Origin of the sequence: Gordonia sp. SL306, from assembly GCF_026625785.1 — a bacterium.
In the GTDB taxonomy this organism is placed as follows: domain Bacteria; phylum Actinomycetota; class Actinomycetes; order Mycobacteriales; family Mycobacteriaceae; genus Gordonia.
The window spans coordinates 2,777,477-2,797,349 of sequence record NZ_CP113063.1; the positions used below are offsets into that span (position 1 = coordinate 2,777,477).

Consider the following 19,873-nt stretch of genomic DNA (forward strand, 5'->3'; position numbering starts at 1 on the left):
ATGAGCCTCCGGTCGTTGTTGCACTTTGCCCCTGGCGTCGGGCTGTGTGGCTGCGCATGCTGGTAGGAGCACCATGACCGCGAGCGACCACAGGAGCACCGGGTGACCACTTCGACCACCACCGAGAGCATCGACGTCCTGATCGTCGGTGCCGGGATCTCGGGTATCGGCGCGGCCCGATATCTGACCACCGAGCACCCGGCGAGGTCGTTCGCGATCGTCGAGGCGCGCGCCGCAGCCGGCGGTACTTGGGACCTGTTCCGCTATCCCGGCATCCGGTCGGATTCGGATCTGCACACGTTCGGCTACGAGTTCAAGCCGTGGACGGACAAGCAGGCGATCGCCGATGCCCCACGCATCCTCGACTACCTCCACGAGACCATCGACGAGAACGGCCTCACCGAGCACATCCGGTATCAGCATCGGGTCGTGTCGGCTGCGTGGTCGTCCGACGACGCGCGATGGCTCGTCGAGATCGATCGTGGGGACACCGGTGAACGGACCAGGATCAGTGCCGGCTGGATCTTCTGCGGCTCGGGCTATTACGACTACGACGAGGGTTTCACCCCGGAATTCCAAGGGCGCGAGCGGTTTCAGGGCCAGATCGTGCACCCGCAGCACTGGCCGGAGGACCTCGACTACGCGGGCAAGCGCGTCGTGGTGATCGGCAGTGGCGCGACCGCGGTGACCTTGCTGCCGGCGATGGCCGACGAAGCCGAACACGTCACGATGTTGCAGCGGACACCGACCTACATCATCCCGCTGCCCCGTGAGGACGCCATCGCCAACGCCCTCAAGAAGGTCCTCGGCGACAAGCGCGGATACGCGCTGACCCGGCAGAAGAATGTCGCGCAGCAGCGCCTGCTCTTCGAGCTGTGTCAACGGTTCCCGTCCGTCGCACGCCGGATGATCCGCAAGATCAATGCATCCCAGCTGCCCGAGGGCTATCCGGTGGACACGCATTTCAATCCGCCGTACAACCCGTGGGACCAGCGACTGTGCGTGGTGCCGGATTCTGACCTGTTCCGCACGATCCGCAAGGGCAAGGCGTCGATCGTCACCGACCGGATCGCGACGTTCACCGAGACAGGTGTGCTGCTCGAGAGCGGTGAGGAACTCGAGGCCGACATCGTCGTCACCGCCACCGGCCTCAACATCAAGATCATCGGCGGCATCGACCTCTCCGTCGACGGCAGGCCGGTCTCGTTGCCCGACACGGTGGTCTACCGCGGCATGATGCTCTCGGGGGTCCCCAATTTCGCGCTCGCCATCGGCTATACGAACGCGTCGTGGACGCTCAAGATCGGGTTGCTGTGTGAGTACTTCTGCCAGCTCCTCACCTACCTGGACCGCCACGGATACGACAGTGTCTGGGCCGTCGCCGACCCGGCGATGCCGACCCGACCGCTCCTCGATTTCGGCGCGGGTTATGTGCAGCGCGCGCTGGCGACGCTGCCCAAACAGGGGCCGGAGGCGCCGTGGGTGATGTCGATGAGCTATTACGCCGATCGGCGGTTGCTGCGCGGCGACGTCGAGGACGAACACCTGCACTTCTCCGGTGCACATGATCGGGCGGGTAAGTCCGTCGGCGTGTGACCGGACAGCGTGTGACCGGGCAGCAACTCAGTGGCTGTGCGCCAGCACCTGGATCGCGAGGACCACGAAGCCGATCAGCACGAGCGTGACCAGTGCGGCCAGCTTCTGCCACCAGGTGATCTCGGCCTTGCGAACCGCCAGCCAGCCGATGAGGGCGAGCGTCGCGAGGTAGATGTAGGCGGCGATCAGCAGCGCGGTGTGGAGTTGCAGGACGTCGAGCCACGCGAGGGTGATCAGGATGAGCGGGAAGATCAGCGTGCCGAGAGCGCCGGTGGCGATGCCGACGATGATTCGGAGGTCGTCGCCGACGGGAAAATGCCGGTGCACCGCGAGGTAGGCGATGCCATCGGCGGCGAAACCGGCCAGGACCACCGCGACCACGCCCAGGGCGAGGATCTCGAACGCGTAGGGCGGGTCGTAGTGGTCTGATCCCCGGTACATCACGAGCACGATCGCCAATCCCGTGAAGGCTGCGTAGACGCGCTCCTTGAGGTAACTCACCGCCATGTGTGGAGGGATGTCGACGGGGTTGCCCGAGCTGATCGGATCAGGGGCACCTGGTTCGGTCATGACCATATTGTGGGCCTATTCTGGCCGCCATGAGCGTCAACCCAACAGTCCTGGTCTCATCCGCCGGCCTCGTCGGTGGCTATGCCGCAGCGCGATTCACCGGTCGCCGCGAACTCGGCGGAGTGGTACTTGCCGCTGCGGGCGCCTGGTGCACGCGGGAATGGGCGCGGCAGAGTCCGGTCGCCGCGGCGGGTCTGCTGACCGGATACCTCGGTGCATTCGGCGCTTCGCATCCGCTCGCCAAGAAGATCGGGGCCTGGCCGTCGGTGTTCGCGGTGACCGCTGCAACCGCCGCGAGCACCTATGCGGTGACCCGCAAGGGCTGAGTCGACAACCATGATCGGCCGATCCCCGCGCCTGCGTTCTGGAACAATCGTGAGTTGTGCGCACTAGTAGCGAGACCGGCCGAACCCATGTCGTGATCATCGGTGCCGGATTCGGTGGCCTGCATGCCGCTCGGCGCCTCAAGAAGGCCGATGTCCAGGTCACCGTTGTCGACCGCGGCACGAGCCATCTGTTCCAGCCGTTGCTCTACCAATGTGCGACCGGGCTGCTGTCCCAAGGTGCGATCTCGAGTCCAATCCGGCACCTGCTGCGACGTCAACGCAATGCCAAGGTCGTGCTGGGTGAGGCCAAGAACGTCGATGTGGCCGCGCGGACCGTTGCGGTCGAGCGCCCCGACGGATCGACCATGACGATCCCCTACGACCACCTCGTGGTCGCGGCCGGGATGCGTACCGCCTACCACGGGTGCGACGACTTCGCGGAGTTCGCTCCGGGCATGAAGACCCTCGACGATGCGTTGGCCATCCGCCGCAAGATCATCGGCGCATTCGAGCTGGCCGAGTCCCTCCCGGACGCGACCCAGCGGCGTCCGTGGCTCACGTTCGCGGTTGCCGGGGGCGGTCCGACCGGGGTTGAGCTCGCCGGACAGATCCGCGAACTCGCGACACTGGCGCTCGAGAACGAGTTCCGCAGTATCGATCCCGGTGAGGCGCGAGTCCTCCTGCTGCACGGCGGGGACCGGGTGTTGCCGTCGTTCAGTCCTGCCCTGTCGCGACGTGCGCAGAAGACCCTCGACGACCTCGGGGTCGAGACCCACCTCGGGGTCCATGTGACCGGTGTGACCGCCGACCAGGTGGAGACCACCACCAAGTCGGAGCCGCACGAGGTCACCCATTACGAGGCCAAGACCGCCCTGTGGACCACCGGCGTGGAAGCGGTGCCGTTTGCCCGGGCGCTCGCCCGCGCCCTCGGTGTGGAGCAGGACCGCGGCGGGCGGATTCCGGTCGAGGCGGACCTCTCGGTGCAGGGGCATCCGGAGGTGTGGGTGGTCGGCGACATGAGTTCCCGCGACGAGCTGCCCGGTGTGGCCGAGGTGGCGATGCAGGGTGGACGGCACGTCGGGGCGGTGATCGCCCATCTCGCCGGCGGCGGCACCGACCGAGCCGCATTCCGCTATCACGATCTGGGCAGTGCCGCGTACATCGCCCGTCGGCATGCGGTGGTGCAGGCCGGGAAGTTGCAGCTGTCCGGGTACCTGGGCTGGCTGGCATGGGGTGTCATCCACATCGCCTTTCTCGCCGGGATGCGTAACCGCATGGGCACCGTGATGAATTGGAGTGCGACTCTGCTGACCGACTCCCGACGGGAGCGGGCCATCACGTACGGCGATCCGGAGACAGCTCGCCAGCCGTATCGCTGAGCAGCCGTGTCCCAGATGACACCAGAGCGAGGGACGACGTCGGTGGGTTGCTCGGGGTTGCGCTGAGGTGCCATCTGGGTCAGCGGTCGCGACGGTTGAGGTCAAGTGGTTGTTCGATCGCCGTCGACACGGTGGTCGTGCGAATCCATTACCTCGCAGGTAGTGGATTTGATGACGTCCTCGTCGGAGTATTGAGGTACGGCATCGAGGAGGTCGCATGACATCGCACAGTGATCCTGTCCCGCATCTTGTCCCGGTTCCCACCGCCGCACCGACGGCGTCGAGCCCACGCTGGCTGACGGTCGTCATGCGTTGCGACCGCTGGGGCTCGTACTGGTTCGTGGCGGTGGGGTTCTTCTTCGCGCCGATTCTGCTGATCCTCGCTCCGTGGTCGTTTGCGGTCGCGATCGCGTGGACACTGATCTCGCTGTCCGGCCTGTGGCTCGGGGTTCTCGGGATCTTCATGGCGATAGGACTCGCCAAGGTGCTCCGCGCGGGGGAAGAGATTCCCGAGGAGTACTGGTGGTCGCTGTTGGGCAAGCCTCCGCCGGCGTCTCGGTAGGGACGACCGTTCATCGTGGGTAGGTGATGATCTCCTCTCCGGTGGTCGGGTTGTGCCAGGTGATGGTGCGGTCGGTGTGCATGGTGGGGAGCCATGGTCCGAGGTGTTTGCGGTGGTGGTCGGGGCGGCAGAGCGGGATGATGTTGTCGGGCAGGGTCCAGCCGCCGGCCTGTGGGTCGGCATGGTTGAACTTCACGAGATGGTCGAGCTGACAGTCGTGAGATGGCCTGGTGCAGTACGGGTATCGACATGTCAGATCCCACAACAGGATCTGACTTCGTAACCGTGGCGAGGGTGCGTAAGACAGGGCCCCGGTGGTGGATGCTGATGGCCGCCGTGCCCGGTGGGATCGACCGGTGGTGCGGGGCCGCGGTCGCCGACGACGATCAGCCCCGACGGTCGGCTGTGCGCCTCCTCGGGAACGGCGATCAGCGTGGAGCTCTCGGCGAGGGTTGCCGCCAGTGCGGGGTCGATGGCGCCGTAGCCGCGTAGTCGGGGTACGGCGATGCCGGTGGGATCGGACACGAGTGTCCAGGTGGGCGGGTTCGGCGGTGGTTCGCTGCCTGATTCGGCCTCGGGCACGTCGGCGTCCGTCGAAACACCTTCGGTGCCATACCCGCTCGGATCGACCGGATCTGGCAGGTCCGGGTCAGGTGTGGGGGTGTTCGGGCAGTCGTCGCGTCCGCACCGGCAGGTCAGGGTTTTACCGGGTACACCGGTGATCTCGGCGAAGGCCATCACTCGCTGCTGCCCGAGCCGACGCCGATCGCGGCGGCACAGGCGGGCGGCGATCAACGCGGCGATCCGCTGTGAGAGGTGCACTCCGTCCTCGGCAGGTACACACGCATCGACGTTCATGTGCCCCGACGAATCAGCCTTCACAGTCAGGTTCTGCCACGCCTCGCCAAACCCTTCACGAGCCTGGGCGGCGCCTTCGGGATCGAGGCTGATCACCGCCTCGGCCAACTGATCCCGCAACACCGTGTCCGTGGTGGGTCGCGCCCCCAACTCCAACGCCACATCCTCGAAATCCCAGGTGGGCTCGAGATCGGCGTCGGGGGTGGCGGTGTCGGGCGTATCCGAGTGGTCGGCCGGCGACTCGGGTACCGGGTCGATGACCACTCCCTCCGGTGCGGCCTGAACCGCATACACCATCCTCGACATGCGGTGAGTGCTGAAGTCGCCGGCCAGATAGGCAATCCGGATCTTGGGTAGCCGTTGCAGGGCGTCGCCGAGGTTGAACCAGGTGCCGGCTTTGGTTCGGGAGAATCCCAGCTGCAGGGAGATCTCGCCGACGGCGGCTTTGTCGGCGGCGCCCCGCACCGTCATCTGTTGTGTGGTGCTCAACGACACCAACATGTCGTCATACACCGATTGGCCGAGCCGAAAGGCGCTCAGTAGTGCGCGGGCTTCGTGTTGGCGGCTCGCACGCAGATGTTCGCGTGCGGCAGCGCCGACGGCGGTCGAGGATGCCGACGCGATCGCCGCATCGGCGGCATCGGGATCAGTGCACGAGAACACGACAGCGGGGCCTTCGCAGATCGAAACCGACAGGACACCAACAACATCTGCCCGTCATAGGAAACGACAACCCGCATCACCATCAACTGACAACAGCGTATCCGGACCCACCGACAAGATCGGCTGGCAAGTGTTGGTGGAGGCTTGGTTTCGATACGCACGCTCGTTCCTCGCGGGCTACTCAACCAGCGGGATGAGGCGGGCACGGGCGTTCCTGGCGACCTACTCAACGCGCCGGAGGGGGCGCGACACTCAGGTCGTCAGCAACCGCCACAAACCGATGAGGCCGACCACGACGATCACCGCGCGCAATGCGGCCGGCGACAGTCGCCGCCCGTAACGCGCGCCGAGGACGCCACCGAACAGTGATCCGATCGCGATCAACCCGGCGACCGCCCAGTCGATCCGATCGAAGGCCACCAGTGTGTAGGTGACCGCGGCCACCACGTTGACCACCAGCGAGAGAAGGTTTTTCGCGGCGTTCATCCGCTGCAGGTCGTCGGGGACGATCACGCCGAGTGCACCCATCAGCAGGATGCCCTGGGCGGCAGTGAAGTACCCGCCGTAGACGCCGACCGCGAACGTGGCGGTCACCATCACAGCGATCCGGGGTCCGGTGAGGGTCACGGTGGGGTGATCCGGGCCGACGGAACGATGTCCGACCCATTTCTGGATTCGTGGTTGCGCGACCACCAGGAAGAGCGCGGCGACCAACAGCACCGGCACGATCGCCTCGAAGACCGTCTCGGGCAGATGCAGCAGGAGCCAGCAACCGAGAATGGCCCCGAAGAACGACGCGGGCATCTGCCAGCGGAGCTGCGGCCATTGGCCCGACAACTCGCGTCGATACCCCCAGGTGCCCGAGACCCCGCCGGCGACCAGACCGATCGCGTTGGACATCGTCGCACTCACCGGTGGCACCCCGAACGCGACCAGCGTGGGGAAGGTGATGAGGGTGCCACTGCCGACCACGGCATTGATGGCTCCCGCCCCGACGCCGGCCACGAGCACGGCGAGCAGTTCCCAGGTCGTCACCCAGACGAGAGTGCCCTGCCGGCGATGTCCCGATGTCGCCGGGGTGGCGCCGCGCGACACTAGACTCGACCCATGAGCACAACCGAGGAGGTCGTCGAAACGATCCTGCGTACCTACGACACCATCACCGTCGTCGGTGCCAGCGCCAATCCGTCGAAGGCCGCGAACGAGGTTCCCGCGTACATGGCGGAGCACGGGTGGCGGATCATCCCGGTGAATCCGTATGCCGACGAGATCGTCGGCCAGAAGGTCTACCGCACCCTGGCCGACGTCCCCGAGCAGGTCGGCCTGGTCGACGTGTTCCGTCCCTCCGAGGACGCCGCCGAGGTTGCGCGGCAGGCGGTCGAGGCGGGCGCCACCGCGCTCTGGCTGCAGCTGGGCATCGAATCGGAGGAGGCTCGTGCGATCGCCGAGGATGCCGGGCTGCTCTACGTCGAGGACCGCTGCCTGATCATCGAGCAACGACGCACCGGCCTCGTCGCGCCGAAGTCCTGACCGACGCGCGCCCCGCATCGCGATGCATTTCGACATGGCAGACATCACCGGGGCGCGGCTGCCGCTGTTCCTGCTCTTCCTGTCGTTCGTGGTCACGTTCCTCGTCACGCGTCTCATCACCCGGCTCATCCGGGCCGGTCGAGGTCCGTTCAAGAACAATGTGCGCGGCGGAGTCCACATCCATCACGCGGTGCCCGGCATCATCCTGACCGTGGGCGGCGCGTTCGTCTCGGTGGCGGTCGACGGGTCCTCGCCGGGTGCCGAGATCAGTGCGGTACTGATCGGCATCGGGACGTCGCTGGTGCTCGACGAGTTCGCGCTCATCCTGCACATGCAGGACGTCTACTGGGCGCGCGAGGGACAGCTCTCGGTCCAGGTCGTGTGTCTCACCATCGCGGCACTGGGTTTGTCGGTACTCGGGGTGAACCCGCTGCAGTCCGACGACGACGACAAGGTCTCCGTCGGCCCCTTGGTGCTGTCGGTGAACCTGCCGATCGCCATCGCCTGTCTGCTGATCTGCGTCGCGAAGGGCAAGTACTCGACGGCGGCCATCGGGGCGTTCATCGCGCCGGTGGCGTGGATCGGTGCGATTCGCCTGGCGCGGCCGCGGTCGCGATGGGCGCGCAAACGCTACTCACCGGAGAAGCTGGCCAAGGCGACCGCTCGGGCGACGACGTTCGATTCCCGGTACGGGTCATGGGGACTCGACGTCGAGGACCTCGTCGCAGGTCGACCGACCGGCCAGGATTCGGGTCCTGCCGGCCGAGATCAGCGCACCCCGGGCGAGGTTCAGGACACGGCCTGATCGATGTCGAACCCGAACTCCCGGCGGGCGAGTGCGAGAAAAGCGTGCACCGCGGGCCCGGCGGGCGTGCGCCACACGAAGCCCAGCGAGGCCTGGTCATTCACCCCGCGGATCGGGCGCCCGGTCACGGCGTCGGCGCGCTCGGCGACGATGGACTCGCTCAGCACCCCGATGCCCAACCCGCTCGCGACGAGTTCGACGACGGCATCGGGCGACGACGCCTCCAGGGAGATCCGGATGTCGCCGGCGCCCCGGTCGAACGCGGTCCGGATGCCAGCGCCGCGCGGTAGGCCCACTAACGGTTGGCCGCGTAGATCGCGAAGGGACAGAATATTTTTCGAGCAGAGCGGATGGTCGCGGGGGAGCGCGGCGACCACACGTTCGCGCACCACGGACAGTTCGTCGACACCGTCGGGGAGGTCGCAGGCATAGCCGGCCAGCGCGACGTCGAGTTCGCCGCGCAGCACCCGCGCGACCAGTCCGTCCGAGGCGTCCTCGGTGAGCGACAGTCCCACTCCCGGGTGGCGATCGCGGAAGAGTCCGAGTGTGGTGAACAGTGGTCGGACCGTGCACCCGTCGACCATCCCGACCGACAGGTGGCCGCGCACCACCTGGTTCACCTCGGCCACCGCCTGTCGCACCGACTCGGCTGCGGTCAGTGCGTCACGTGCGGCAGGCAGTGCGGCACGGCCGGCGTCGGTGAGTGTCACCCGACGTCCCGACCGATCGAACAACTCGGCGCCGAGTTCACGTTCGAGCCCGCGGATCTGGGCGCTGATGTTCGGCTGGGTGGTGCGCACCCGCGCCGCCGCGGTGGTGAAACCCGACTCGGCGGCGACCGCGACGAAGTACTCGAGCTGACGGAGTTCCATAATTTGAAATGATAGTCCCGATATCAACAATCAGTTGGACTTCTTAGGTGGGCAGCGCGATGGTGGAGTGACACGAAACGACATCCAGGAGGAGTCACATGTCCGATCGACGCACCACCGAGAGGGCCACCACCCCCGAGGACATCACTCGGTTGTTCGTCGAGTTCTCGAACGCCGGTGAGGCGGACGCCGTCGCATCGCTCTACCACCCGGATGCCGTGATGGCCTACCCGCCGGGCGAGGTGACGCGTGGTCGCGCGGCAATCCGGGAGCTGTGGGCCTCGGTGCTGGCCCACAACCCGACGTTCGTCCCCGAAGCGCCCCTGCCGACGCTGTATTTCGGCGACGACCTGGCGTTGACGTCGACACCTCCCCGCGATGGTGCGGGTGCGCGCGCACAGGTCGTCGCACGGCAGGACGACGGCTCGTGGGTGCGGATCATCGACCAGCCGGAGTTCCAGACACCGACCAGCTGACGCGACGCCGCGAACTGATCGTGCACGACCGAATTGCTCTAGACTCGGGTGAGCACGTGCAGTCGAGAGGTGAGGCGAATGGGCGACAGAGCGACGGTCGACGAGAATCCGCTACTCCTCGAACGTCAGGTCTGCTTTGCCCTCGCCGTCGCCAACCGATCGGTCCTCAAGATCTACCGCCGACTGCTCGAACCGCTCGGCCTCACCCACCCGCAGTACCTCGTGATGCTGGCGCTCTGGGAGACGTCGCCACGGGCGGTCAAGGACATCGGACATGTGCTGCAACTGGATTCGGCGACGTTGTCGCCCTTGCTGAAGCGGCTCGAAGCGTCCGGGCTGGTGATCCGACAGCGCCGCGACGACGACGAGCGCAACGTCGACGTCGCGCTGACCGACACCGGCCGTGACCTGCGCACCAAGGCGCTCGACATCCCGCAGGCCGTGGTCTCGGCACTCGGGTCGGACATGTCCGACCTCGAACAACTACATGCGGTCCTGACCCGGGTGAACGCCGCAGCTCTGCGCGCCGAGTCGGACGGGTGACGAATCGAGGTCGCCAGATGGTCGTCGAGACAGGTCACGCGGTGGGCCCGGCGGTGTTAGCGTCGAACCAGTTGTCGTCGATCGCCGCGAGGAGGCGAATCATGAGCAACTCTCGATGCCGTGTCATGTTGATCACCCTCGGCGTTCTGCTCGCGACAGTGCTCGCAGCGGGCTCCGTGGCCAACGCCCAGATCGATGTCAAACGCGGTCAGACCGGACAGGTGCTGTTGGCCAAACAAGCCGACTGTCGCGTCTCACCGAACGGGCTCACCGCGCGCGACACGTCGTTCACCGTCCTGTCGCCCGATCGGAGCCCAGGTGCCAACATCCGCACCCGGCCGATTCGCCTGATCAACGGACGGGCGGTGCCGATGGCGGGCGTCACCTGGTCGGGCTGGCAGAAACTCCTGCCGAGCAAGCCGGTGCAGTTCCGGGGAGCGAGCGTGTGGACCGGTGACCGGCGCGCGCGCGTGGAAATCGCCCACGTCGTCGAATTCTGGGGACTGCGAGGCGGATTCCTCGGTGCGAAGCTGGCCATCCAGAACCGCTACCTGACCACCAGCAGCAGTTTGCCGGACTTCGGATCGCTCGGTCCGTGGCTGCCGGTCCAGCGGTACTGCCAGGTGCCGCGCCGCTGACGTCGTCCGAGTGCCGGCGGCTAAGGTCGACACATGGCTGAGCCGACGATCGCAGAGACGAGGTGAGCGGCGTGATTGCGATCCTGGTCATCGTGATCACCGTCGTGGTGGCATTGTTCATCCTGGGCGGCGCAGCGTGGTTCGCCTGGGATTCGGACAAACGGGTCAAGAAGTTCGCTCGCTCCACAGATCTGATCCCGGGCAAGCCCGGTCGTGCACCCGTCGAATGGACGTCGGCGACCTCCAAGGAAGCACTGTTGCATCAGCGCGTGCGGTATGCGATCGCCGATGTGCACGCCAATCCGGCGATACCGCATGATGAGGACCTCGTCGCGGCCCGAGATCGCCTCGACGACGCCGTGTTCGACCTCGACGACAAGCTGATCGCCACCGCGGAGGTCGCCGATCAGGAGGACAGGTCGGCCCGCCTGGAGGCCGCCGAATCGGCCATCCTGGTACTCGAAGAACTCCCTCGGAAGCTGTGGGAGGCGCCGAAGGAGACTCAGCTCGCCGACCTCGAGAAGGTGACGTCGGCACTCGTCGGCGCATGACGGCGCAGGGTGATGCGGGCGATCCCGACCACGAGCCGTCTGCCCACGCCGGAGTCACCGAGGACATCCTCACCGGCCGCACGCTCTGGGTCATCCTCGTCCTCGCCGCCATCGCCGGCGCGCTCGCCGGATTCGTGGGCGGTGCCTTCCGGTGGCTCCTCGAACACACCGATCGATGGCGTGGCGACGTGGTCGATTGGGCGCACGGGCATTCGGCGTGGGGGTGGCTGATCCCGATCGCGGTGTCGGCCGTCGCCGCGGCCGGGGCGGCGGCGATCGCCCGATGGCAACCACTCTCCGCGGGGAGCGGCATCCAGCATGTGGAGGCCGTCGACCGCGGGGAATCCGATCCGCCGCCGCTGTCGGTGGTGCCTGCCCGGTTCGTCGGTGGGCTGCTCTCGGTCGGCGTGGCGGGCATGGTCCTCGGCCGTGAAGGCCCCACGGTGCACATGGCGGCCGCGATCGGTGCCGCCGCAGGGCGGCTCGCACACCGTGCGCAGGACGAGATCCGGCTGCTGCAGACGGTGTTGTCGGGGACCGGACTCGCGGTCGCCTTCAATGCGCCGATCAGCGCGGTGTTCTTCATCTTCGAGGAGGTCACCAAGACCTTCCGGTTGCGTGAGGCGATCGTGACGATGGTCGCGGTCGCCATCGGTGTCGGCGCCAGTCGGCTGGTCCTCGGGAACGAGCCGGACTTCACCCACGTCGGATCGGTTGCGACACCGTCATTGACCACGCTGCCGATCTTTGCCGTCTTCGGCCTCGTGGTGGGTCTGCTCGGCGTGGTCTACAACAAGCTGATCCTGGTGTGCCTCGACGGCTTCGACAGGGTCCGGCGTGTACCCGCGATCGTCAAGGCCGGACTCATCGGGGCAGCCGTCGGTGCGCTGCTCTTTGCCGAGCCGGTGGGTGGTGGGTGGCGGCGACGGGCTCGCCGATCTCATCCTGGCGGGACAGCGTTTCGCGCTACCCGTCGTCATCCTCTACGTCGCGGTGCGCTTCATCGCGGGCCCGGTGTCGTACGCGGCAGGCACCCCCGGCGGCATCTTCGCGCCGATTCTGGCGCTCGGCGCACTGCTGGGGCTCATCGCCGGTCGCGTCACCGAGGTGGTGGTGCCGGGACTGCACACGGACCTGACCATAGCGTTCGCGCTGGTCGGCATGTCGACGCTGTTCGCCTCCATCGTGCGGGCGCCGTTCACCGGACTGGTGCTCGTCATCGAGATGACCGCGGTCACCACCGTCACGATCCCGATGCTGATGTCGGGGGCGATGGCTGTGGTGGTCGCCTCGTTGCTGCGCTCACAGCCCATCTACGACGCCCTGCGGGTGCGGATGTTGCGGAAACAGGCTGTGCCAGATCACCCGCCGTCGACGGCCTGATCGGTGATCCGGCCACGGGCTCAGTCCTCGTCGGCGAGGTCGATGAGCTTGCGGACCGTCTTGAGGTTGCGGCCCGTGCCCTGCACTCCCAGGCCTCTGGCGATCACGGGCGCGGTCAGCTTCGAGCCGCCTGCGCCCCCGTCGAATCTGATGTGGAGGTCGTCGCCGATGACAGTGAACTGGTCGTCGCCGAAGGGGCGCTTCTCGAACTCGGCGATCTTCGCGGCGTCAGGTGTACCGGTGAGGCAATACACGTACGAGTACTTCGGGTCGATGACAGCGAAGGGATGGTCCGCCAGGGCGGCGGCGAGGTCGTCGCGGGACCGGCTGATCACCTCCCGCGTATAGCCGAAGCGTTCGGTGATCGCCGCCTCCAGGGCCCGGTCGAATTCGTCGACAGCACCGGGCGGATCACAGAGCAGGTTGCCCGACGCGATGTAGGTGGAGATCTTGGTGGCGCCGAGTTCGGTTGCCATTGCCCGTAGGTCGGCCATCGGGAGTTTCGCGCCGCCCACATTGATCGCACGGATCAGTACCACTCGTCGCGGCATGGTTCTCCTCGGTGGGTGGGCTCGGTCAGATGATGACCGGCCGCGGCGGCGGATCCGGTTGCGGGGGTCCTGGATTCGGCCCCGGTCCGGGCTGTGGTCCCGGTCCCGGTCCCGGTCCCGGTCCTGGTCCCGGCTCGGGTTCGGGACCAGGCTGGGGGATCGGCTCGGGTTCCGGTACCGGGATCGGCGGCTCCGGGGGTGGTTCGGGGATCGGCTCGGGCGCCGGAACCGGTTCCGGTGGCGGCGGCGGAGGTGGGACAGGTTGACCCATGATCACACTCCTCACTGAGTGGCAACTGTTGCCGACGTTACGCCGCCGATCCGACAGCGGCATCGGCATGATTCGTCGACGATCACCGCGAGCTGTCACCGGACCTTCGCCAGATCGGTCCGGATGAGCATGACGTTGTAGTCGTCCCAGCGGGACGCGACGAAATAGAGAGACCGGCCGGTGGACCGTGGATGGATGAAGGGTGCGTAGAGCCCGTGGGCCTGCGCGGCAGGCACGATCACCTTCTCGCCACTCCACGGCCCGACCGGCGTCGGGGAGGTGCGGAGCACGATGTTCCCGGCGCGCTCGGAGAGCATGACGAACCGCTTGAGGTACCCGTTGTAGATGACCGACATCTCGCTCATCGGCTGACGGACGATCGGCACTGCATCGATCGGGCGGGGGGACCACGCCCCGCCGCCCCGGTAGTACTCGTAGCGGTTGAGGTTCAGGATGTCGGCCGGACGGAACCGGGAGACGAAAGCCGCGCCGAGCCGCCCGCTGGGTGTGCCGTACTGGTAGACGTAGCCGCCGGAGCGAAGGAACGCGCCCATCTGGAAACGTCCGTGTCCCTGGGCGAGTTGAGTGATGCCCGGCACGGTCAGTTCGAGGTTGGCCCGGACGGTGTTGTTGTCGGTGGCCCAGGTCTGCCCGTTGTCGCCGGAGATCGCGATCGCCGAGTAATTGGTCACCCACCGGCCGGGGCCGGTCCACTGATGGATCGACATGTAACTCATGAACTGGACGCCGTTGATCGAGATACCGCCGGTCGGGATCTTGCCGACCTCGGTGTTGCGGACCGCGATCGCGTTGAGCATGGGTTGCGCGAAGGTCGGATGCGCAGGCGTCACCGACGCTCCCGACCGGACGGCCCCCGGGATGGCGTTCGGGAATGTGATGCCTTTGTCGAGGTTCGAGTTGCCGTTGCTGCGCAGCATCGTGTTGTGCCGCCACACCATTTGCCCCGCGCATCTGCCCCAGGTGTCGCCGAATGCCATCAGAACCTGCCCGGACCCGTTGTCCCACGGCACGCCGACGTCGGTCGAGGTGATGGAGAACCGCTGGTCGGTGCGGTTGGGGCTGCGCGGTCCGGTCACCCACTGGATCGCCGTGCTCGCCCCGCGGAGCTTGACGAGAGGTCCCTGCGGCTTCTTGCCGCCCGCCCGGTAACTGCCGAAGTCCATGCTGCCGAGGCCGATCTGACTCGACCCGGCGCTCCCGGTGCTGCCGACGTCGCCGCCGTGGAATCCGACGGCGCTACACACCGAGGCATGGGCGGGCGCGGACACCGACACGGCACCGGTGAGCGCCACTGCCGTGATCGTCGTCCCGGTGATGAGCATCCGCCAACCGGACATCGGTACCCCCTGGGGGCTTGTGACAAGTGTCGCCAGTGTTGCAGAAGTCGTCCTTCCTCCACAGGTTGTGAGCCGAACCGAGATTGAGGCGTTACCCGGCCACCGCTCCGGTCGCACCCCAGGACGTGTGTCGGGGGCTCACCTGATCGCTGGTCACAGCGGTGGCGGCCCGACGTATCGCGCACGTGGCCGGATGATCTTGCGGGACCGGGCCTGTTCGGCGATGTTGGCGCACCACCCGACGACGCGGCTCGCCGCGAAGGTGGGGGTGAACATGGACCGCGGCACCCCGCAGGCGTCCATCACCACACCCGCGTAGAACTCGACATTGGCATATCGCGGCTGATCCGGATGGGCCTCGCGCAGCACCTCGACCACCTCGCGTTCCACGTCGACGGCCTGCTCGGCGGTCGGACCGCCGAGTTCGACGGCGATGGACCGCAGCAGTTCCGACCGCGGATCGACGGTCCGGTAGACGGCGTGACCGAAACCCATGATCCGGCGGTGCGCGGATACCTGCTCGCGAGCCCACGCGGCCGCATCACCGTGGCGGGCGATCTCGTCGAGGGCGTCGAGTGCGCGGTCGGGCGCGCCCCCGTGCAGCGGTCCCGAGAAGGCGCCGAGCGCGCCGCAGACCGCTGCATAGACGTCTGCGCCGGTCGACGCGATCACCCGGGCGGTGAACGTGGAGGCGTTGAAACCGTGGTCGACGGTCGCGATCAGGTACTGCTCGATCGCGCGGGAATGGACGGGTTCGGGCCGACGCCCGGTGACCTGATAGAGCCAGTTCGCGGCCACGGAGAGGTCCGGATCGGGAGCGATCGGCTCCTCGCCGATGCGGATTCGGTGCAACGCGGCCAGGATCGTCGGGGTCAGGGCGGCCACCCGCATCGCATCCTGCCGGACCGACTCCGGGTCGCTCTCCCACAGTGGGGCGGCGTGCGCGGCGGGTCCGGCGGCCGACAGCACGGTGCGCAGGCCGGCAAGCGTGTCACGCTCGTCGCCGAGCAGGGCGACGGTGCGGAGCAGGCCGGCGAGTTCGTCGGGCAGCGCGCCCAGCGGCGCAGTCGCAGAACGGAACCGGGACAATTCGGCGCGCGTGGGCAGAGTGCCGTGTACGAACAGGTACCAGACCTCTTCGAAGGTCCGCGTCCGCGCGAGGTCGATCGCCGAGTGTTCGCGATAGTGGTAGAAACCCTCGTTCCCGCGCACGTCGCCGATCTCGGTGTCGGCGACGACGACATTCGCGAGCCCCTCCGGTGCGATCAACTGGTCCATCACGACACCACCTCTCCTGCGTGGCAATCCCGTTCGGTGTGCCATTCGCTCACGATGCGTGATGTTGATCGGTGCGGTCAATGTTGATTTGATCAATATATGGCACGGACGCACACGCGACGATTCCCGAAGCCGATCCACCATGACGGCCGCGACTACCTGACCACCGAGCAGGTGGCGCGGCTCCTCGGTGTCAAGGTGGCCACCGTTTATGCGTACGTGAGTCGAGGGCGGATGACGAGTGTCCGCATCGACGGCGTCGACGGGAGTGTGTTCGCGGTGGAGGAGGTCGAGGGCGTCGTCGAGGGCCGGCCCCGGCGTGCGCCCGCGGGGGTCGTCGAGCGGATTCGGACCCGGCTGACCCTCCTGCAGGACGACCGGCTCTTCTATCGGGGACACGACGTCGTCGACCTGGCCGATCGCGGCTTCGAAGAGGTGGCGAACCTGTTGTGGGACAACGAGGGCGCGTGGCCCTCGGCCGGTGCAGACGCCACGACGACGGCCGTGATCCGAACTGCCGGCGGACCGCGGGCCAGGGGACTCGACCTGATCCGGCTGACGGTCGACGTGCTCGGCGCGCGTGATCCCCACCGGCACCGGCGCGATCCGGCAACGGTCGCCGGCACGGCGGCCAGGGTCATCGGTGCGTGCGTGGACGTCCTGGGTGACGGGACCGGGCACCCGGGATCGATCGCCGAGCGCCTGTGGCCATGCCTCACCGACGACCCGTCGTCGCCGCAGAAGACCGCACAGCTCGACGTCGCTCTCGTACTGCTCGCCGATCACGACATGTCGGCGGGCACCGTGGCGGCGCGGGTGGCGGCGAGCGCGCGCGGCAGCATCTACGCGGTGCTGGGCGCGGGACTCGGCGCGTTCGACGGACCGGTCCACGGCGGTGCGACGACCCTGGCCCACCGTTTTCTCGCGGCCGCGCTCGACGACCCGGCCGGAGCCGTGGCCGAGCACCTCTACCTGGGCAACGACATACCGGGCACCGGCCATGTGGTGTACCGGCATCGGGACCCGAGGGCGGAGCTCCTGATGGACCTGCTGGCGCACTCGGACGGCGGTGACCCGCGGGTGGTGCCTGCCGTGGAGGCGATCCGCGGTCAGCTGCCCGAATCGGCATTCCCCAACTCGGATCTGGCGCTCGCCGCCCTCGCGCTCCGATACCGGATGCGGCCGGACGCCGCGGAGACGATCTTCGCGCTCGCCCGGATGGCCGGCTGGACCGCCCATGCCCTCGAGGAGTACGACGAGCGCCGCCTGCGGTTCCGGCCGGAGGGCGTCTACTCCGGGGTACGGCCTGCCGCGAGGTGATGTTGCACGGCCGGCATCGAGTCGCTCAGGCCGACGGTGCCGCCACCGCGAAGGTCCGCTGGAACGGCAGGACCGTCCCCCAGGCCTTCGCCGGGTAGGCCGCCCGCAGCCGATCCTTGAGTTCGGCGACGAAGACCTCCCGGGAGTCGTCGTCGAGGGCCTTGAGGAACGGTCGCGCGGCCGTCGCGGAGATCCAGTCGTACACCGGGTCGTCGCCGTGCAGCACATGCAGGTAGGTCGTTGACCAGGCATTGGTCGAGTAGCCGCGTTCGGTGAAAAAGGCCAGGTATTCGAGCGGACCGAAGCGCGGAACCCGCCGGACGCCGGATAGCTGCTCGGCGAATCGCGGATCGTCGGCGAGCTCGAGGAGCGACCGGTAGGTGGGGGCCTCGCCGTTGTCGGGAACCTGCAGAGCGAAGACGCCGCCGTCGGTGAGATGTCCCAGCAGGCGCTCGATGACGTCGAACTGGTCGGGCACCCACTGGAACATCGCGTTGGAGACGATCAGGTCGACGGGTTGGTTCGGCGCCCACTCGGACGCCTCCGCGATGTCGTAATTGGCCAGCGCGTCCGTGTTCTCGCGGATGGCCTTGTCGATCATCTCGGCCGACGAATCGATGCCGAGGACCTGCGCCTCGGGCCAGAGCGCGCGCAGGTGGCGGGTGAGATGACCTGGACCGCAACCGAGATCGACGATCGTCGACGGTGCCGTCGGGATCTGCGCGATGAGGTCGAGGTATGGGCGCGCACGGTCGTCGGCGAATTGCAGGTAGCGGTCCGGATCCCAGGTCTGCATGACCCCAGGGTAGTGCGCGCGGGCCGCGACGAGCAGGGTCGAAGGATGACAAATGCGGTCGGCACGACCGCGGAACGGGGTGCAGTACCCTTCGTTGGGTGACAGACGCCGTGTTCGACGACCCGCAGATCGTGACCCCGAGCGACACCGTGACGCCCGGCTCGACCGACGTCGTGGAGATATCCTCCGACGGCGCGTGCCTGGGCAATCCGGGTCCGGGCGGCTGGGGCGCGGTGCTGCGATACCGGCAGCACGAGAAGCGGATCTCCGGCTCGGATCCGGACACCACGAACAACAAGATGGAGCTCACCGGTGCCATCGAGGCACTGGCCGCGCTCACCAAACCGTCGACCGTGATCCTCTACACGGACTCGAGTTATGTCCGCAACGGCATCACCAAATGGGTCGCGGGGTGGCAGCGGAACGGCTGGAAGACCTCCGACAAGAAGCCGGTCAAGAACGCCGACCTGTGGCGGCGCCTGATCGACGAGGAGAAGCGGCACCAGGTCACCTGGAAATGGGTGAAGGGTCACGCAGGCGACCATTACAACGAGATCGCCGACGAACTCGCGACCACGGCTGCCCGGCAGATCGCCGAGGGCCTGCGATGAGTGAGCCGTTGCCGGTCGCCGTCGAACCCACGCCCGATAAGCACCTGGTGGCGGCGGTCGAGGGCGCCGGTGGGCGGGTGGTCGGGATCGACGAGGCTCGCGTGCTCGTGTGGATCGGCACCGGCGCGGAGTTCCCGGACCTGCCCGACCACGTCGAATGGGTGGCCCTGAAGACCGCGGGCATCGAGGAGTTCGTCTCCGCCGGGGTCATCGACAACCGCCGGGTCTGGACCAACGCGTCGGGTTTCTACGCCGAGAACGTCGCAGAGCACGCCCTGACCCTGTTGCTGGCAGGCCTGCGGCAGGTCAACACCGCAGTGCTCAGGCACTGGGACAAAGAGCCGATCGACACCGCGGTCCGCTCGCTGCACGGTTCGACGGTCGCCATCATCGGTGCAGGCGGGATCGCCGCGTCGCTGATCCCGCGCCTGTCCGCGTGCGGTGCCGACGTGATCGCGGTGAACCGGTCCGGCCGACCGGTCGACGGTGCGGCCCTGACGTTGCCGGCCGACCGCACCGGCGAGGTGTGGGGGCAGACCGACCACGTGGTGCTCGCGGCACCGGCGACGGCCGAGACGCGTCACCTCATCAACGCGGACTCGCTGGCCGCGCTCCCCTCCCACGCCTGGGTCGTGAACGTCGCGCGGGGACCGCTGGTCGATCAGGCCGCGCTGGTGGCCGCGCTGCGTGAGGGGCGGATCGGCGGGGCTGCGCTCGACGTCACCGCCCCTGAGCCGCCCGCCGCCGACGACCCGCTCTGGTCACTGCCGAATGTCATCATCACGCCGCACGTCGCGAACCCGTCGTCGGGACTCACCCGCACGATGGCGCCGTGGCTGGCCGAGAACATCCGGCGATTCCTGGCCGGCGAGGAGCTCCTGGCGGTCGTCACGCCGGGCAGCGACTACTGACCGCGAGCCCGTCGACGGCTCGCCC

Annotated in this window: 22 protein-coding genes and 1 pseudogene; 14 read left to right on the forward strand and 9 right to left on the reverse strand. The window is 67.6% G+C overall.

Annotated elements, in window-relative coordinates:
- Positions 1-102 precede the first annotated feature (102 nt).
- Positions 103-1,596, forward strand: a complete 1,494-nt coding sequence (locus tag OVA31_RS12705; RefSeq protein WP_267627022.1) for a flavin-containing monooxygenase — start codon at positions 103-105, stop codon at positions 1,594-1,596.
- Positions 1,597-1,623: 27 nt separating this feature from the next.
- Here OVA31_RS12705 and OVA31_RS12710 read toward each other — a convergent pair whose 3' ends face one another.
- On the reverse strand, positions 1,624-2,166 hold the full coding sequence (locus OVA31_RS12710) for a hypothetical protein (protein ID WP_267627023.1): 543 nt from the start codon (positions 2,164-2,166) through the stop codon (positions 1,624-1,626).
- A gap of 29 nt (positions 2,167-2,195) precedes the next feature.
- On the opposite strand from OVA31_RS12710, the gene OVA31_RS12715 reads away from it, so the two are divergent.
- The 3 genes from OVA31_RS12715 (at position 2,196) to OVA31_RS12725 (ending at position 4,433) form a co-directional block, all read left to right on the forward strand.
- Complete coding sequence (locus OVA31_RS12715) at positions 2,196-2,492, forward strand: hypothetical protein (protein WP_267627024.1); 297 nt, start codon at positions 2,196-2,198, stop codon at positions 2,490-2,492.
- 56 nt (positions 2,493-2,548) lie between these two features.
- Entirely contained in the window at positions 2,549-3,871 is a 1,323-nt protein-coding gene (locus tag OVA31_RS12720) for an NAD(P)/FAD-dependent oxidoreductase (RefSeq protein WP_267627025.1), read from the forward strand.
- Between the two features lie 217 nt (positions 3,872-4,088).
- Positions 4,089-4,433: a hypothetical protein gene (locus OVA31_RS12725; protein ID WP_267627026.1), complete on the forward strand. Its 345-nt coding sequence runs from the start codon at positions 4,089-4,091 to the stop codon at positions 4,431-4,433.
- A 10-nt stretch (positions 4,434-4,443) separates the two neighbouring features.
- Here OVA31_RS12725 and OVA31_RS12730 read toward each other — a convergent pair whose 3' ends face one another.
- From OVA31_RS12730 to OVA31_RS12740, 3 genes are all read right to left on the reverse strand, one after another.
- A complete protein-coding gene (locus tag OVA31_RS12730) occupies positions 4,444-4,629 on the reverse strand; it encodes a hypothetical protein (protein ID WP_267627027.1) in 186 nt (61 codons plus the stop codon).
- Between the two features lie 56 nt (positions 4,630-4,685).
- Positions 4,686-5,954 (reverse strand): HNH endonuclease, encoded by a 1,269-nt coding sequence (locus tag OVA31_RS12735; RefSeq protein ID WP_267627028.1) that lies wholly within the window; start codon positions 5,952-5,954, stop codon positions 4,686-4,688.
- Positions 5,955-6,206: 252 nt separating this feature from the next.
- A complete protein-coding gene (locus OVA31_RS12740) occupies positions 6,207-6,989 on the reverse strand; it encodes a sulfite exporter TauE/SafE family protein (RefSeq protein WP_267627029.1) in 783 nt (260 codons plus the stop codon).
- Positions 6,990-7,061: 72 nt separating this feature from the next.
- On the opposite strand from OVA31_RS12740, the gene OVA31_RS12745 reads away from it, so the two are divergent.
- Both OVA31_RS12745 and OVA31_RS12750 read left to right on the forward strand, forming a co-directional pair.
- Complete coding sequence (locus OVA31_RS12745; protein WP_267627030.1) at positions 7,062-7,484, forward strand: CoA-binding protein; 423 nt, start codon at positions 7,062-7,064, stop codon at positions 7,482-7,484.
- 34 nt (positions 7,485-7,518) lie between these two features.
- Positions 7,519-8,289, forward strand: a complete 771-nt coding sequence (locus tag OVA31_RS12750) for a hypothetical protein (RefSeq protein ID WP_420714019.1) — start codon at positions 7,519-7,521, stop codon at positions 8,287-8,289.
- Here OVA31_RS12750 and OVA31_RS12755 read toward each other — a convergent pair.
- Complete coding sequence (locus tag OVA31_RS12755) at positions 8,274-9,161, reverse strand: LysR family transcriptional regulator (RefSeq protein WP_267627032.1); 888 nt, start codon at positions 9,159-9,161, stop codon at positions 8,274-8,276. The two genes, OVA31_RS12750 and OVA31_RS12755, sit on opposite strands and share 16 nt — an antisense overlap.
- A gap of 98 nt (positions 9,162-9,259) precedes the next feature.
- Between OVA31_RS12755 and OVA31_RS12760 the strand changes: the two genes are divergently transcribed.
- The 5 genes and pseudogenes from OVA31_RS12760 (at position 9,260) to OVA31_RS24755 (ending at position 12,752) form a co-directional block, all read left to right on the forward strand.
- Entirely contained in the window at positions 9,260-9,637 is a 378-nt protein-coding gene (locus tag OVA31_RS12760) for a YybH family protein (protein WP_267627033.1), read from the forward strand.
- Between the two features lie 78 nt (positions 9,638-9,715).
- Positions 9,716-10,180 carry a MarR family winged helix-turn-helix transcriptional regulator gene (locus OVA31_RS12765; RefSeq protein ID WP_267627034.1) on the forward strand — a complete coding sequence of 155 codons (465 nt, stop codon included), beginning with the start codon at positions 9,716-9,718 and terminating at the stop codon, positions 10,178-10,180.
- Positions 10,181-10,281: 101 nt separating this feature from the next.
- A complete protein-coding gene (locus tag OVA31_RS12770; RefSeq protein ID WP_267627035.1) occupies positions 10,282-10,818 on the forward strand; it encodes a hypothetical protein in 537 nt (178 codons plus the stop codon).
- Positions 10,819-10,889: 71 nt separating this feature from the next.
- Positions 10,890-11,369 (forward strand): hypothetical protein, encoded by a 480-nt coding sequence (locus OVA31_RS12775; protein WP_267627036.1) that lies wholly within the window; start codon positions 10,890-10,892, stop codon positions 11,367-11,369.
- Positions 11,366-12,752: pseudogene (locus OVA31_RS24755) on the forward strand (chloride channel protein). Before OVA31_RS12775 ends, OVA31_RS24755 begins: the two are co-directional and overlap by 4 nt.
- A gap of 20 nt (positions 12,753-12,772) precedes the next feature.
- On the opposite strand, the gene OVA31_RS12785 reads toward OVA31_RS24755, so the two are convergent.
- From OVA31_RS12785 to OVA31_RS12795, 3 genes are all read right to left on the reverse strand, one after another.
- Positions 12,773-13,303, reverse strand: a complete 531-nt coding sequence (locus tag OVA31_RS12785; RefSeq protein WP_267627037.1) for a DUF1697 domain-containing protein — start codon at positions 13,301-13,303, stop codon at positions 12,773-12,775.
- A 366-nt stretch (positions 13,304-13,669) separates the two neighbouring features.
- Positions 13,670-14,932: a DUF4185 domain-containing protein gene (locus OVA31_RS12790; RefSeq protein WP_267627038.1), complete on the reverse strand. Its 1,263-nt coding sequence runs from the start codon at positions 14,930-14,932 to the stop codon at positions 13,670-13,672.
- Positions 14,933-15,085: 153 nt separating this feature from the next.
- Positions 15,086-16,210, reverse strand: coding sequence for a citrate/2-methylcitrate synthase (locus tag OVA31_RS12795; protein ID WP_267627039.1), 1,125 nt, complete (start codon positions 16,208-16,210; stop codon positions 15,086-15,088).
- Between the two features lie 99 nt (positions 16,211-16,309).
- Between OVA31_RS12795 and OVA31_RS12800 the strand changes: the two genes are divergently transcribed.
- On the forward strand, positions 16,310-17,530 hold the full coding sequence (locus tag OVA31_RS12800; protein WP_267627040.1) for a citrate synthase: 1,221 nt from the start codon (positions 16,310-16,312) through the stop codon (positions 17,528-17,530).
- 25 nt (positions 17,531-17,555) lie between these two features.
- Here the strand turns inward: OVA31_RS12800 and OVA31_RS12805 are convergent, their stop codons facing one another.
- Positions 17,556-18,326, reverse strand: coding sequence for a methyltransferase domain-containing protein (locus OVA31_RS12805; protein ID WP_267627041.1), 771 nt, complete (start codon positions 18,324-18,326; stop codon positions 17,556-17,558).
- A 149-nt stretch (positions 18,327-18,475) separates the two neighbouring features.
- Here OVA31_RS12805 and rnhA point away from each other — a divergent pair, with 149 nt between their 5' ends.
- Together rnhA and OVA31_RS12815 are read left to right on the forward strand one after the other, a co-directional pair.
- The gene (rnhA, locus tag OVA31_RS12810) at positions 18,476-18,937 is read left to right on the forward strand and encodes a ribonuclease HI (protein ID WP_420714210.1); all 462 of its coding nucleotides are present in this window, start codon (positions 18,476-18,478) and stop codon (positions 18,935-18,937) included.
- Positions 18,934-19,848 (forward strand): D-isomer specific 2-hydroxyacid dehydrogenase family protein, encoded by a 915-nt coding sequence (locus tag OVA31_RS12815; protein ID WP_267627042.1) that lies wholly within the window; start codon positions 18,934-18,936, stop codon positions 19,846-19,848. Before rnhA ends, OVA31_RS12815 begins: the two co-directional genes overlap by 4 nt.
- Positions 19,849-19,873: the final 25 nt, after the last annotated feature.

Excerpts from the sequence above, each read along its gene's own strand:
- OVA31_RS12805 (WP_267627041.1), bottom strand. The coding sequence starts at position 18,326 with ATGCAGACCTGGGATCCGGACCGCTACCTGCAATTCGCCGACGACCGT.
- OVA31_RS12815 (WP_267627042.1), top strand. The coding sequence starts at position 18,934 with ATGAGTGAGCCGTTGCCGGTCGCCGTCGAACCCACGCCCGATAAGCAC.
- OVA31_RS12710 (WP_267627023.1), bottom strand. The coding sequence starts at position 2,166 with ATGACCGAACCAGGTGCCCCTGATCCGATCAGCTCGGGCAACCCCGTC.
- OVA31_RS12800 (WP_267627040.1), top strand. The coding sequence starts at position 16,310 with ATGGCACGGACGCACACGCGACGATTCCCGAAGCCGATCCACCATGAC.
- OVA31_RS12725 (WP_267627026.1), top strand. The coding sequence starts at position 4,089 with ATGACATCGCACAGTGATCCTGTCCCGCATCTTGTCCCGGTTCCCACC.
- OVA31_RS12795 (WP_267627039.1), bottom strand. The coding sequence starts at position 16,210 with ATGGACCAGTTGATCGCACCGGAGGGGCTCGCGAATGTCGTCGTCGCC.
- OVA31_RS12770 (WP_267627035.1), top strand. The coding sequence starts at position 10,282 with ATGAGCAACTCTCGATGCCGTGTCATGTTGATCACCCTCGGCGTTCTG.
- OVA31_RS12760 (WP_267627033.1), top strand. The coding sequence starts at position 9,260 with ATGTCCGATCGACGCACCACCGAGAGGGCCACCACCCCCGAGGACATC.
- OVA31_RS12745 (WP_267627030.1), top strand. The coding sequence starts at position 7,062 with ATGAGCACAACCGAGGAGGTCGTCGAAACGATCCTGCGTACCTACGAC.
- OVA31_RS12750 (WP_420714019.1), top strand. The coding sequence starts at position 7,519 with ATGGCAGACATCACCGGGGCGCGGCTGCCGCTGTTCCTGCTCTTCCTG.
- OVA31_RS12785 (WP_267627037.1), bottom strand. The coding sequence starts at position 13,303 with ATGCCGCGACGAGTGGTACTGATCCGTGCGATCAATGTGGGCGGCGCG.
- OVA31_RS12755 (WP_267627032.1), bottom strand. The coding sequence starts at position 9,161 with ATGGAACTCCGTCAGCTCGAGTACTTCGTCGCGGTCGCCGCCGAGTCG.
- OVA31_RS12790 (WP_267627038.1), bottom strand. The coding sequence starts at position 14,932 with ATGTCCGGTTGGCGGATGCTCATCACCGGGACGACGATCACGGCAGTG.
- OVA31_RS12715 (WP_267627024.1), top strand. The coding sequence starts at position 2,196 with ATGAGCGTCAACCCAACAGTCCTGGTCTCATCCGCCGGCCTCGTCGGT.
- OVA31_RS12765 (WP_267627034.1), top strand. The coding sequence starts at position 9,716 with ATGGGCGACAGAGCGACGGTCGACGAGAATCCGCTACTCCTCGAACGT.